The following is a 13,540-nucleotide window of genomic DNA, read 5'->3' as shown; positions in this document are numbered from 1 at the left end:
GATATCAATCACGAGGAGGAATATCCACAATGTCTACATCCCAATCCGGCGCCGCCACAACGGCCCAGCAATCCCTTACCCCCATCCAATGGGCGGAAAAAGCCTGCCAGGCGCTTATGTTCAAGTTCGAGCCGGAGCAGCTTCCGCCAGACCGGTTCCACTATCATCAGGGCGTGTTTTTGTCCGGCATGGAGAAGTGCTGGCGTGCGACCGGCAATTCCGTCTACTATGACTATATCAAGCGGTGGGTGGACAGCCAGATTCTCGCTGACGGCAGCATCAAGAAATATAATGCCGATGAGCTGGACGATATCCAGCCTGGCGTACTGCTGTTTAACCTGCTGGAGCAAACGGGAGACGAGCGGTACAAGACAGCGCTGCATACACTCGTGCCGCTGCTTCGCGCCTGGAGAACGAATCCGTCGGGCGGATTCTGGCATAAAGGCCGCTATCCGAACCAAATGTGGCTCGACAGCTTGTACATGGCCGGACCGATTGCCGTCCAGTTCGGCAAAACGTTTGGCGAAAGCGATTATTTCGACATGATGACGTACCAGGCGCTTCTGATGGCGAAGCATACGAAGGACCCTGTAACAGGCCTGCTGTATCACGGCTGGGATGAGTCGAAAGCTACGCCTTGGTCTGATCCGGTTACAGGCTTGGCGCCGGAGTTCTGGGGCCGCGCCATCGGCTGGTATCCGGTTGCCCTGCTGGAGATGTTCGAGCATCTGCCGGAGGATCATGCCGACAAAGCGGAGCTGGTCGGTATCATCCAGGAGCTGCTGATCACGCTGACAAAATACCAGGATGAGGCGACCGGCTTGTGGTATCAGGTCATCGACAAAGTCGACCAGCCGGACAATTGGCTGGAAAGCTCCTGCACCGCCCTGTTTGCCCATGCGATCGCCAAGGCGGTTCGATTCGGCCATCTGGACGCCAGCTATTTGAAGTACGCCTGGAAAGGCTACCAGGGCGTGATTGATACACTCACGTTCGATGAAAACGGCCATGTCGTCATCGGCAACATCTGCATCGGCACAGGAATCGGAGACTACGCTCACTATATCGCCCGTCCGACCAGCGAAAATGACCTGCACGGCGCAGGCGCCTTTATTCTGATGTGCGCCGAGATGGCGCAGGCAGCCGCTGACCGCTAAGCTCGACAAGCAAGCCCCGAGCCCGAACACATAAAGCAGCCCGTCTGCACAACGTTTCGAAACGTTGTGCAGACGGGCTGCTTCAAGTTAAACAGACGCCAGATACAGGTCGAACCAGCCCTTGATGCGCTGCAGCCGCTCTACCCGCAGCGACGGCTTCCCGCTTTTGAGCAGCGTATGATTCGCTCCCGGGAACCGGACAAGCTGCGTCGTCTTGCCGAGCCGCTTGAGGGCGACATACAGCTGCTCGGCCTGCTCAATCGGGCAGCGCATATCCTGCTCGCCGTGCAGCAGCAGCAGCGGCGTCTCGATCTGCTTGACATAAGCAAGCGGCGACCGCTGCCACAGCTTCTCGGCGTCCTCCCAGGGCGTGCCTCCGACTTCACTTTCCGTATACGCGATGCCGATATCGCTCATGCCGTACAAGGACAGCCAATTCGAGATGGAGCGCTGGCTGACGGCTGCCCGGAACCTGGAGGTTTGGCCGACAGTCCAATTCGTAAGAAAGCCGCCGTAGCTGCCGCCGGTGACGCCGAGCCGATCCCTGTCGATCCACGCGTGGTCCGCCAGCACGGCGTCAAGCGTCTCCATCAAATCCAGATAGTCGCGGCCTCCCACATCGCCGCGGCTCGCGTCGGCGAACGCCTGCCCGTAGCCGAAGCTGCCGCGCGGGTTGACAGTCAAAATTCCGTACCCCGCAGAAGCCAGCAGCTGGAATTCATGGCTGAAGTTGTTCGCATACATCGCATGCGGTCCGCCATGAATTTGCAAGAGCAGCGGGTAAGTGCGGCCGGGCTCCATCCCGGCAGGCTTCATCAGCCAGCCCTGAACGGCCCAGCCGTCGCTTGTCTCGGTCCAGAGCGGCTCGGGGCGAACGATATCCAGACCGCTCAGCAGCTCTTCATTAACTGCCGTCAACCGCCGCTCTCCGCCGTCCGTCAGGTCGATCCGATACAGTTCGCCGGGATTCGCAGAGCTCGTCGACGCGATCACGGCCGTGCGGCGGTCGGACGTCAACGCCAGCTGGTACACGTCCCGCTCCCCAGCGGTGATCGCTTCCAGCTGCCCGGCTGCCGTAAGCCGGTACATGTGGACGTTGCCCTCGCAGGAGCCGAGCAAGTAAAGCTCCTCCTCGCCGCCTTCCAGCAGCGGAGGCGGCCCGCCGCTATCCTTCATATCGCTCAACGCGAAGTTGCCGAGCTGCACCTTCGAATCGCCCGTCAGCCGAGCCGGCTTGCCGCCGGAGCGCGGTACGCGGTACACCTCGTTTGCGGTCGCGCTGCCGCAGCTCCGGTCGTTGCCGATCAGCAGCAGCCCCGCCCCGTCCCGCGTATACAGCGCCTGGCTGATGCTGAGCGTAGAGTCGGTCAGCTTCCGCAGCCCCCCGTCAGCAAGCGACAGCTCGCAGATGTCCAGCTTGTCGCTCAAGTCCGGGTCCTGCTGAGGGTCGTCCGTCAGCTTGGCGAGAAACGCCAGCGAGGCGGAATCCGGCGACCAGCAGGGCTGCCCGGCGTCGAAGCCGCCCGAGGTCAGCTGCCGCACCGTGCCGCTGCCCGGCTCCAGCAGGAACAGCTGGCTGCGCTTGCCGTCCCACAGCCCAAGCCCTTCGGACTTGGGCGTCGTGCGGTCCATCACCTTGACCGCCGCATGCTGTCGCTCGTCGCCGGCCACTCTCGCCGTGAAGGCGATGAATTTGCCGCATGGCGACCAGACATAGTGGCCGACGCGGTCCTCCTCCCGGGTCAGCCGCCGGGCCTCGCCGCCGCGCGAGGCGATCAGCCACAGCTGCTTGCCCTGCGCGCCGCGCCGCAGAAACGTCAGCGCTGCGCCGTCCGGCGACCAGGCCGGCGCCTCATCCTTGTCGCCGCAGGTGAACGGGCGGTCGCCGCTCCCGTCCAGCTCGATCAGCCGAATGTGCGTGCGGTAGTCGTCGCGCTCCGCATCAATCCCCTTGAGCACGTAAGCGACGGCGCCCGTAACCGGACATACCGCCGGGTCACTCACCCATTGGTACCGGTACAGATCGTCGGCCCGCACGGGCCGCTTCATTCCTTTTTCCTCCACGCCTGCATCCTCCTTGTCCGCCTGCCGTTGATGCCTATCCCCTGGTGCTCTATGCCCGTATGCTGCGGCGAGCGCGCTAACGCTAGGTCTGCACCGCGCGGATGAAGCTTTCCGCAGGCGTACATTGCCGCAGCGCTTGCTCCAGATCCGCCACGATGTCGTCCGCCTCCTCCAGCCCGACCGACAAACGGATCAATCCGTCGGAAATGCCGAACTTTTCCCGTTCCTCCGCTGGAATCGAGAAATGCGTCATCGTGGCCGGATGCTGTACCAGCGTCTCGGGATCGCCAAGGCTGAACGAAATGAGCGCTAGCCGCAGCGCGTTAATAAACGTCTTGCCCGCCTCCAGGCCGCCCTTCACCTCAAAGGAGACGATCCCGCCCATTCCCTTCATCTGCTGCCTGGCCAGCTCATGCTGCGGATGCTCCGGCAAGCCGGGGTAGTAAACGCAGGCGACCTGGGGATGGCTCTGCAAGAAGGACGCCACCTTCATCGCATGGTCGCAATGGGCGCGCACTCGAAGCCCCAGCGTTTTCAGACCGCGCAGAATAAGAAATGAATCCCAGGCGCTCAACTGCTGCCCGAGATCACCGGCAATCCGCTTGCGAATAAAGTCGATGGTCTCCTGCTTGCCGACGACGAAGCCGGCCAGCACATCCCCGTGACCGTTCAAATATTTGGTCGCGCTGTGCACGACCAGATCGGCTCCAAGCTCAAGGGGCCGCTGCAGGTAAGGCGTCATAAACGTGTTGTCCACGATCAGCGGCACGCCGTATTCGCGAGCGACCCGCGAAAGCATGCGCAGATCGAGCACGGTCAGCCTCGGGTTTGACGGCGTCTCGACGTAAATCGCTTTCGTCGTCGTCTTCATCGCGCTTCGCACCGCCGCCTCGTCCGTGCAATCCGCAAAGTCAAAGCCAATGCCAAAGCGCGGCGCCAGCTGGGTGACAAAATTGTAGGTGCCGCCATAGACGTCGCGGGTGACAACCGCGTGATCGCCATGCTGCAGCACGGCAAGCAGCGCCGCCGAGATGGCCGCCATGCCGCTGCTAAGCCCGATGCTGGCCTCTCCGCCTTCCAGCTCCGCGATCTTCTTCTCCAGCCCCTGAGTCGTCGGATTGCCGTAGCGGCCGTAGTACGTCCCCTTCAGCTCGCCCGACACAACGGCAGCCGCCGTCTCCACATCCGGGAACGCGTAGGCGACGGCCGGTACGATAGACGGGCAGATGGCGCCGGATGTATAATCCGGCGTCTGTGCGGCATGAATGGCGCGGGTATCGAAGCTCCAATCGTTCCTCATGTGTATTCCCACCCTTTCGGCATCCTCATACGCCGGACGTCCCGGCATTACTTGTCGTACAGCTCCGGTCTGCGGTGCACGTAAGACGGCAGCTTGGCGCGAACCTCATGCAGCCGCTCCAGGTCAATGCGGCACGGGATCAGCGCCTCAGTCTCCGGACCGGCGACCATCGTCACTCCCATCGGATCGACGATCAGGCTTTGTCCGATGTAGAAGTTATCGCTGACCTTGTCGCAGGCGACCATAAAGACCGTGTTTTCGATCGCGCGCGTCGTCACCAGGTTGCTCCAGTGCAGCTCCTTCATCGGCCCTCTCACCCAGCCGGACGGCATGATGATGATCTCCGCCCCGTGCATCGCCTGATACCGGGCAATTTCCGGGAACCGCAGCTCGTAGCAGACGAACAGGCCCAGCTTGCCGAACGGCGTGTCGATCGGCTTGAACAGCTCGTTGCCCGGCTTGATATTGCGGGATTCATTGTAGCCGAACGCATCGAACAGATGCGTCTTCCGGTACACGCTGACGACTCCCCCGTCACTGTCAACCACGACCGTTGTATTGTAGACGCGCTCCTGGGCCGGGTCCTCCACCGCCTCGCGCATTCCGAAGATCAGCCAGACGCCGAACCGCTTGGCCAGCTCCCGCATTCCGCTGACGAAGGGGCCGTCCACCGGCTCCGCATCCTTCAGCGACACATCCTTTGGCGTGCCAAGCGGGAAGTGGCTCATGAACACCTCCGGGAATACGATCAGCTGCGCGCCGTGGACGCGAATCGATTCCTCAACAGCTTTCTCCGCCTTCTGCAAATTGACGCGCTTATCATCGGTCGAGACCAATTGGGCCATGACGAGTTGAAAAGACATAACACGATCATCTCCTTACATCACTTTTGGGAGAGCCGGAAACGGAGGCGAACGCTTCGCTTCTCCGGCTTTTGTTCCATACAAGCTTCTCGGACAAGCTTCTCGGCCTACAAGCCGGCAAGCGGAAAGTGGCAGGCCGCCGCATGGCCCGTCCCGTCGGCCTGCAGCTCCGGGCGCTGCTCCCGGCACAGCTGCTGCGCATACGGACAGCGGGGATGAAAGGCGCACCCCGTCGGAGGCTGGGCCGGATTCGGCAGCTCGCCGGTCAGCAGCACCCGCTTCTTGCGAACGGTCGGATCAGGCACCGGCACGGCGGCGAGCAGCGCTTCCGTATAGGGATGCTTGGGCCGGGCAAACAGCTCGTCCCGATCGGCCAGCTCTACGATGCGCCCCAAATACATGACGGCGATCCGGTCGCTGATATGCTTGACCGTCGGCAGCCCGTGCGCGATAAACACATACGTCAGCTGAAACTGCTTCTGCAGCCGCTTCAACAAATTGAGAATTTGCGCCTGAATCGAGACGTCCAGCGCCGACACCGGCTCGTCGCAGACGATCAGCTTGGGCTTCAGCGCCAGCGCGCGGGCGATACCGACCCGCTGCCGCTGCCCGCCGCTAAACTCATGCGGGTACCGGTCCATATGATGCTCGCCGAGCCCCACGGTTTCCAGCAGCTCGGCCACGGCTGCGCGCAGCTCCCGCCCTTTGACCGCCCCATGAACGCGCAGCGGCTCCGCGACGATGTCAAACACCTTCATCCTTGGATTCAAGGAAGCAAACGGGTCCTGGAAGACGATCTGCAGGTCCTTGCGCACAAGCCGCACTTCCTCGGCGGACAGCTCGCCCAGCTTCTTGCCGGCGAACCGGATTTCTCCGCCTGTCGGCTCCAGCAGCTGCGTGATCATCTGGCCCATCGTTGATTTCCCGCAGCCCGACTCGCCCACAATCCCAAGCGTCTCGCCCTGCCGCACCTTGAAGCTGATGCCGTCGACCGCCCGGACATACTCCGTCCGGCTTGAGAACAATCCCCGTTTCAAGGGGTAATATTTGCTGATGTCCTTCACTTCCAGCAAAGGCTGAGCCTCCGCATGCCTGTCGCTCATAATGCCACCTCCTCCGTCCGCCAGCACCGCGCCCGGTGTCCTTCCCCGACCTGAACCAGCTCCGGCTCCGCTTCGGCGCAGCGGGCGTCGGCCCAGGCGCAGCGAGGATGAAACGCGCAGCCGCCCGGCTTGCGCAGCGGGTTAGGCACCGCGCCCGGAATGGAGTCCAGCTCTTCCTTCTGCTCGTTCATCTTCGGCAGCGAGCCGAGCAGGCCAATCGTGTACGGATGCTTCGGCCGGGCGAACAGCTCGTAGACCGTCGCCTCCTCCACAATCTTGCCCGCGTACATGACCGCAACCCGGTCAGCCATCTCCGCCACGACCGCCAGGTCGTGCGTGATCAGGATGACGCCGGTTTGCTCCTCCCGGCACAGCGTGGAGATCAGCTCCAGAATTTGCGCCTGGATCGTCACATCCAGCGCCGTCGTCGGCTCATCGGCGATCAGCAGCTTCGGCCGACAGGCCAGCGCGATGGCGATCATCACCCGCTGCCGCATGCCGCCTGACAGCTGATGCGGGAAGCTGCTTGCGACCTTCGCCGCATTCGGGATGCCGACCCGCTCCAGCATCTCGACGCTCCGCTGCCTCGCGGTCCGCTTGTCCAGTCCCTGATGCAGCCGGATCACCTCGGCAATCTGGTTGCCTACGGTGAATACCGGATTCAGCGATGTCATCGGCTCCTGGAAAATCATTGACATTTCGTTGCCGCGCAGCAGCCGCAGCTCCTTCTTAGACAGCCGGAGCAAATCCCGGCCCTCCAGCCGTATTTCTCCGCCAACTACCTTGCCGGGCGCTGCGACCAGCCCCATGATCGACAGCGAGGTAACGCTTTTGCCGCAGCCGGATTCGCCCACGATCGCCAAGGTTTCGCCGGAGTCCACCGAGAAGCTGACGCCGTCGACCGAAGGCACCGTGCCTTCCTCCGTCGTGAAGAAGGTCTGCAGACCGCTCACCTCTAGCAGTTTCGTTGCCATAATCGTCCTCCGCTTCGCGTAGTTATTCCTTCGCCTTCATCCGTGGGTCCAGCATGTCGCGCAGCCAGTCGCCCAGGAAGATGACGCCCAGCACCGTAATGGTGATGGCGATCCCGGGGAAGGTTGCCACCCACCAGCTTGTCGCCAAATATTGCCGCCCGTCGCTGAGCATGCCTCCCCACGATACGTTGGGCGGCTTGATGCCGAGGCCCAGGAAGCTGAGCGAAGCCTCCAGAATGATCGTAGTCGCCACGCTCATGGTCGAAATAATGATGAAGGAGGACAACACGTTGGGCAAAATGTGGGAAAACAAAATCCGGGTATTTCTCGCCCCTACCGCACGGGCAGCCTTGACGAAATCCCGCTCCTTGATGCTCAGCACCTCGCCCCGTACGACCCTGGCATACGAAACCCAGTTCGTAATGCCGATCACGAAAATCAGCGTCACAAGCCCCGGGCCAAGCACGGCCAGCACGACCAGCATAAGCAAAATCGTCGGGATCGCCAGAAAGGAGTCGGCTACCCGCATGATGAGCGTGTCGATCCATTTTCCGTAGAAGCCCGCCAACAGGCCGAGCACGGCGCCAATGGCGCCTGACACCAGGACGGCGCACACTCCGACGATCAGAGACACCTGCGAGCCGTATACGATGCGGCTCCAAATATCGCGGCCCAAATTATCGGTGCCCAGCAGATGCTCGCTCACCCCGCGCTCCATCCACATCGGAGGCAGCAGCCGCTGGCCCGGGCTGATTTTGGCCGGATCATGGGTCGCAAGCAAGGGAGCGCATACGGCTACCAGACAGATGAGAAGTACGATGATTGCGCCAACGGTGCCTGTTTTGCTCTTCAGCAGCCGCCTCAGCCAGCGCAGCCGCTGCCGCGGCTGGTCTTGCTGCTGCCCGGCCGGTATGCCGCCTGCTTGTGTCTCTACCGATGCTGCCAAGACGCTCCCCCCTTCCACTAGCTAAACTTAATGCGCGGGTCCAATACCCGGTACGCGACGTCCGTCAGCAAATTGCCGACGATCACAATAATCGCAATGACGAAAACAGCGGCCTGCACGATGGCCATGTCGTGGGTGTTGACGGCAGCCACCAGCAGCTGCCCCAGCCCCGGCCAGGAAAACACCGTCTCCGTTACCAGCGTCCCGCCGATCAGGCTCGTAAACTGCAGGCTCATAATCGTCACGACCGGAATCAGACCGTTGCGCAGCGCATGCTTGAAGATGACGACCGACTCCAGCAGCCCTTTGCTTCTGGCCGTACGAATATATTCCTGGTTCAAAATCTCAAGCATGCTGGCCCGGATCAGCCGCGTCATCTGAGCGGCAACGCCAGCGCCGAGCGTGACGGCCGGCAGCACCATATGCTCCACGCCGCCCATCCCGGATACGGGGAAAATGCCCAGCATGACCGAAAAGAGCAGAATCAGCATAATGCCCGTCCAGAAGTTGGGCATCGCCTTGCCGAGCACAGAGATGCCGGAGATCAGCAGGTCCAGATACGTATTGCGCTTGATCGCCGATACGATGCCAAGCGGTACAGCCAGCGCGGTCGCCACGACCATCGCCGCCGCGGCGAGCTGGAAGCTGGCCGGCAGACGCTCCAGCACAAGCGGCAGCGCCGACTGGCCGTAATGGAAAGAAGTGCCGAAATCACCCTGCAGCGCATTCACCAGAAATACGCCGAACTGCACGTACAGCGGACGGTCGAGGCCCAGCGCATTCGACAAGATGGCCCGATCCTCATCCGTTGCCGTCTCCGGCAGCATCAAGGCGACGGGGTCCCCGGTGACATGGACCAGCACGAATACGATGACAGAAATAAGAAAAAGCACCGGTATCATTTGCAACAGCGACTTGGCTATATACTTCCCCAATGCGCTACCACCTTCCCGATTTATGGCTATGCAGGAAGGGAGGAAGCGAAGCATTCCTCCCGGGCCAGCCAACATTTACTTCTTAGGCGTAATGTTTTCTGCGAAGAACATTTCGTCGAGTCGCGGCGTATACTCGACGCCTGCGCCGACGCCGTATACGCCTTTCATTTGGTACAGATAAATCGTTGGACGATCGACGGTGAAAATTTGCTGAACCTTCTGGTACTGCTTCTCACGCGATGCCGGGTCCATATTTTTCTCCGCGTCCTGCAGCAGCTGCTCGACTTCCGGATTGTTGTAATCCGTCTCGCCCTTGGCATTCGCCAGCTTGAAGCGGTTGTAGTTGTTCGAAGCGTCAAACAGCGAGTTGCCTACGCCGAGCAGGAACAGCTCGTTGAATTTTTTGGAGTTCAGCTTCTCGCTGAATTTGCTTGCCTCCAGCACCTCTAGGTTCACCTCGAACCCGACCTCTGTCAGCATGGCGGCAGCAACCTCGGCAACTTCCTTGTACTGAACCGAAGTGGAGAAGGTAACCTTCGCTCCTTTTTCATAACCGGCTTCCTTCAACAGCGCTTTCGCCCGCTCCTTGTCATGAATGAACTTGTTGTACAAGCTCGGATCTGCGCCAAAGTTGCCCGGCGTAACGGACGTTCTCGTCGGAATGCCCGCCCCGCCCGCGATGCTGTCGATAATCTCCTGGTTGTTGATCGCCAGGTCGATTGCTTCTCTGACCTTCGGATCGGCCGTGATCGAACCCGGCGTCGTTCTCATGATGACGTGCAGCACGCGCTGGATCGTCGACTGCTCAACCTTCTTGCCGGCCGCCTCGATCCGCTTCGCATCGGTCATCGGCACATTGGCCGCAATATCGACGCCGCCGGTCAGCAGCTCGGATACGCGGGTGGACGCTTCTGGAATAGAGCGGAAGACGACCTTGTCCCATTTCGGCGCGCCGCCGAAGTAAGCATCGTTTTTCACCAGCTCGATCCGGTCATCCTTCAGCCATTTGCTGAACTTGTACGGACCGGTACCGATCGGCTCCTTCAGGAAGCCGTCCACGCCCTTCTCCTGGAAGTACTTCGAAGGAAGCATCGCCGCGCCCATCCGGGACAGACGGTTCAGCATCAGCGGGTCCGGCGTGCTTGTCACGATCTCGACCGTATAATCGTCGATGATCTTCACTTCTTTGAAATGCTTGTAGTACGTATTTTGCTTCAGCTTGCTGTCCTTGGCGAGCCGCTCCAGCGTAAACTTCACATCCGCGGCCGTAAACGGATCGCCGTTGTGGAACTTCACGCCTTCTCTGAGCTTGAAGCGCCAGGTCAAGTCGTCAACTTTTTCCCAGGAGGTCGCGAGCGCCGGCACCTTCTTCTGGTTCTCGTCGTTTTTGAGCAAGTAATCGTACATGTTGATGATAACCGCTTCACTCAGCGTGTTATTGTTGTTGTGAAAATCGAAGCTTTCGATATCCGTCGCATTGGCAATAGTCAGCACCTTCTCGCCGCTTCCTCCTGCCGCATTCGGCGCAGGCTTGACATCCCCTTGCGTCCCGGCTCCGCTGCAGCCTGCCAGCAGCAGTACCGAAGCGAGCACAGCCGACAATCCTTTTACATGCCATCGTTTCAAACCAAACAACCTCCCTGAATTGAATTTATTTATATGGAATAGGTGAATCCGCTAAGTAGGACAACGCGAGCGCCGACAGCAGAGAGGCTCCGTAAGGGAGCGCCTCCTCATCGAGATCGAACTTCGGATGATGCAGCGGGAAGCTGGTGCTCTCCTGCTCATTGCTCACCCCGAGGCGGAAAAAGACGCTCGGCACGCTGGCCGAATAAAACGCGAAATCCTCTCCTCCGGTGGACGGCTTTACATACGCCCATTGCTTGCCTCCAAGCACCTGCTCGCTCACGCCGGTCAGGAAGTCGACCATCCGCTCGTCGTTGTGCACCATCGGGTAGCCGACCCGGTAATTCAGCTCATACTCGGCTCCGAACGAGGAGGTCACGCCGCGGATGACCTGCTCCAGCAAGGCCGGCATCTTCTCGCGAAGCGCCGGATTCAGCGTGCGGACGGTGCCCACCATCTCGACTTCGGGCGCAATGGCTGTCCCCATGTAGCCGCCCTCGATTTTGCCGATCGTGACCACGACCGGGTCGAGCGGATCGACGAGCCGGCTTGCCACGTGCTGGAGCGCCGTAATGACCTGGGCGGACACCGTAATCGCATCCACACATTCGTGCGGGCGCGCCGCATGGCCGCCCTTGCCGATAATCTTGATGCGGATACTGTCCGCTGAAGCGAACGCCACGCCCTTCGTCACCGCCAGCGAGCCGGTCGCAAGCGCCGGAAACACGTGCAGCCCGGCCATCGCGTCCACCTTCGGATTGTCCAGCACGCCGTCGTCCATCATCGCCTTCGCCCCGGCAAGTCCCTCCTCCGCAGGCTGGAACACAAACTTGATGTTGCCGGCCTTCGGCCGTCCGAGACTCGACAGCAGCTGCGCCGCTCCCATCAGCATGCTGGTGTGGGCATCATGCCCGCACAGATGGCCCTTGCCCGGAACCGTCGAGCAATAATCCACCGACTTCTGATCCTGGATCGGCAGCGCGTCCATATCGGCCCGCAGCCCGATCGTCGGCCCCGGCGCTTCGCCCCTCAGCAATCCGACGACGCCCGTCCGTCCGATCTGCGTCTGCACCTCAAGCCCGAGCGACCGCAGATGGTCCGCCACAATAGCCGCCGTCCGATGCTCTTCATAGCCGATTTCAGGATTCCGGTGGAAATCCCGACGCCACTGAATCATTTGTTCCTTTAAAGGCGCTGCCAAGCCCAGCAATTCCTCGATTTTCATGTTCACGACCTCCACTCGATTTGAACCTCTACCTTGATTCGAATCTGTATTTTGAACTTCTATTATGAAAGTTGAATGATGTAGAGCAGCCCGGCGTTCCCGCTACGCCAGCACGACCTTCGCATAAATGGCTTTGGCGGTTTCCTCGATATGCTCCCGCATCATCTCCCGCGCCTGCCGCCCGTCCTTCGCGGCCAGCGTGTCGATCAGCATCATATGCATCCGGTAGCTGGAGGAGATGACCCGCTCATCGTACGGCATCAAGTCCAGCGCCGGATTGATTTTCGTACGAATTTGCCGAACCGCCTTCTCGAAGTAGCTGTTGCCCGACGCCTTGGCGATCGACAGATGGAACTTCACGTCCAGCGCGCGAAAGCTTTCCCTTGTACAGTCTGCCTCTACGCTTTTGTCTACATACTCCCGCAGCAGCCTCAGCTCGTCCGGCGCGATCCGCCCCGCGGCGAGGAAAGCCGCCTCCGGTTCAATGAAGGTACGGAACTCGAACACTTCCTGCATCTGTTCCCAGCCTTCGCGGATTTCCTCGCGCGTCCGGCGATGGGAATTTTCCGTCAGCGGAAGGACAAATGTCCCTCCCTTCGCGCCCAGCCTTTTCTCGATCAGCCCATCCTGCTCCAGCTGGGACAGCGCCTCGCGCACCGCCAGTCGGCTGGCGTTAAACATCGAGGCCAGCTCCCGCTCCGTCGGCAGCTGCTCCTCGGACAGAAACTCCTTCAGGATAATGGCCTCTTCCAATTGCTCCAAAATAAAATCACTCATTTTCTTCGGCGATACCTTCTGAAAAGAGATGGCTTCCTGCGCACTCATCGGTATGTAGCCTCCCATCGGCAACTTATTGCATTAAGGTCTGAACCTTAGACCATTAAAGAGCGGCTAAAAAAGGGGCCCATTTCATGGCCCAAGCTTCTCAGCTCTATATTTTTACTATAAGTGCGAGGGAGATGGATGTCAATCATATTGACACAATTTTCAGTAAGATTACAAGGAGGTTACATCAAACGTAATTGCTCATTTCCTCGCTTCGTAATCCCATGTTATCATATCGGAATTAAAAATGAAAGTCCTTTTTTTCTTCGCGCCGCCAAGCGCACAAAAAGCCATGCCTCGGCGCATCGTCCGAAGCATAGCTTTTATATGCAATGTCTGGACCTCTGTTGGCCTAGCAGTTTCGTGCAGCCGGCTGTGTTGAATGAAGTTCGTCTTGATACTCCAGCTAGTTTAACGAAGTTCACGTAATTCTTCAGCATATCTATAACTCTGGACAGTGAGAAGTTCTTGTCGAAAAATCGTCACATAGAAAAATAACCCAATCAGCAGGTGGTCTGGTAT

At 60.0% G+C, this 13,540-nt stretch carries 11 protein-coding genes; 1 reads left to right on the top strand and 10 read right to left on the bottom strand.

What is annotated here, in order from left to right; all coding sequences use genetic code 11:
• Positions 1-29 precede the first annotated feature (29 nt).
• Entirely contained in the window at positions 30-1,157 is a 1,128-nt protein-coding gene (locus AC6ROY_RS23440) for a glycoside hydrolase family 88/105 protein (protein WP_500102994.1), read from the top strand.
• An 87-nt stretch (positions 1,158-1,244) separates the two neighbouring features.
• Here the strand turns inward: AC6ROY_RS23440 and AC6ROY_RS23435 are convergent, their stop codons facing one another.
• The 10 genes from AC6ROY_RS23435 to AC6ROY_RS23390 form a co-directional block, all read right to left on the bottom strand.
• Positions 1,245-3,221 (bottom strand): S9 family peptidase, encoded by a 1,977-nt coding sequence (locus AC6ROY_RS23435; RefSeq protein WP_500102993.1) that lies wholly within the window; start codon positions 3,219-3,221, stop codon positions 1,245-1,247.
• 82 nt (positions 3,222-3,303) lie between these two features.
• Entirely contained in the window at positions 3,304-4,521 is a 1,218-nt protein-coding gene (locus tag AC6ROY_RS23430) for a trans-sulfuration enzyme family protein (RefSeq protein ID WP_500102992.1), read from the bottom strand.
• 47 nt (positions 4,522-4,568) lie between these two features.
• Complete coding sequence (locus tag AC6ROY_RS23425; protein WP_500102991.1) at positions 4,569-5,384, bottom strand: carbon-nitrogen hydrolase family protein; 816 nt, start codon at positions 5,382-5,384, stop codon at positions 4,569-4,571.
• 107 nt (positions 5,385-5,491) lie between these two features.
• Positions 5,492-6,487, bottom strand: coding sequence for an ABC transporter ATP-binding protein (locus tag AC6ROY_RS23420; protein WP_500102990.1), 996 nt, complete (start codon positions 6,485-6,487; stop codon positions 5,492-5,494).
• Positions 6,484-7,461, bottom strand: coding sequence for an ABC transporter ATP-binding protein (locus AC6ROY_RS23415; RefSeq protein ID WP_500102989.1), 978 nt, complete (start codon positions 7,459-7,461; stop codon positions 6,484-6,486). The genes AC6ROY_RS23420 and AC6ROY_RS23415 overlap by 4 nt, the downstream gene beginning before the upstream one ends.
• A 22-nt stretch (positions 7,462-7,483) precedes the next feature.
• Positions 7,484-8,374 (bottom strand): ABC transporter permease, encoded by an 891-nt coding sequence (locus AC6ROY_RS23410; RefSeq protein ID WP_500103018.1) that lies wholly within the window; start codon positions 8,372-8,374, stop codon positions 7,484-7,486.
• Positions 8,375-8,424: 50 nt separating this feature from the next.
• A complete protein-coding gene (locus tag AC6ROY_RS23405; RefSeq protein ID WP_500102988.1) occupies positions 8,425-9,342 on the bottom strand; it encodes an ABC transporter permease in 918 nt (305 codons plus the stop codon).
• A gap of 75 nt (positions 9,343-9,417) precedes the next feature.
• The gene (locus AC6ROY_RS23400) at positions 9,418-10,968 is read right to left on the bottom strand and encodes an ABC transporter substrate-binding protein (RefSeq protein ID WP_500102987.1); all 1,551 of its coding nucleotides are present in this window, start codon (positions 10,966-10,968) and stop codon (positions 9,418-9,420) included.
• A 25-nt stretch (positions 10,969-10,993) separates the two neighbouring features.
• The gene (locus tag AC6ROY_RS23395; protein WP_500102986.1) at positions 10,994-12,193 is read right to left on the bottom strand and encodes a M20 metallopeptidase family protein; all 1,200 of its coding nucleotides are present in this window, start codon (positions 12,191-12,193) and stop codon (positions 10,994-10,996) included.
• 102 nt (positions 12,194-12,295) lie between these two features.
• Positions 12,296-13,018, bottom strand: coding sequence for a FadR/GntR family transcriptional regulator (locus AC6ROY_RS23390; RefSeq protein WP_500102985.1), 723 nt, complete (start codon positions 13,016-13,018; stop codon positions 12,296-12,298).
• Positions 13,019-13,540 lie beyond the last annotated feature (522 nt).

It is taken from the genome of Paenibacillus sp. sg306046 (assembly GCF_059821225.1).
The sequence above is the reverse complement of the archived record's forward strand: the minus strand, read 5'-3'. Positions and strand labels throughout refer to the sequence as shown.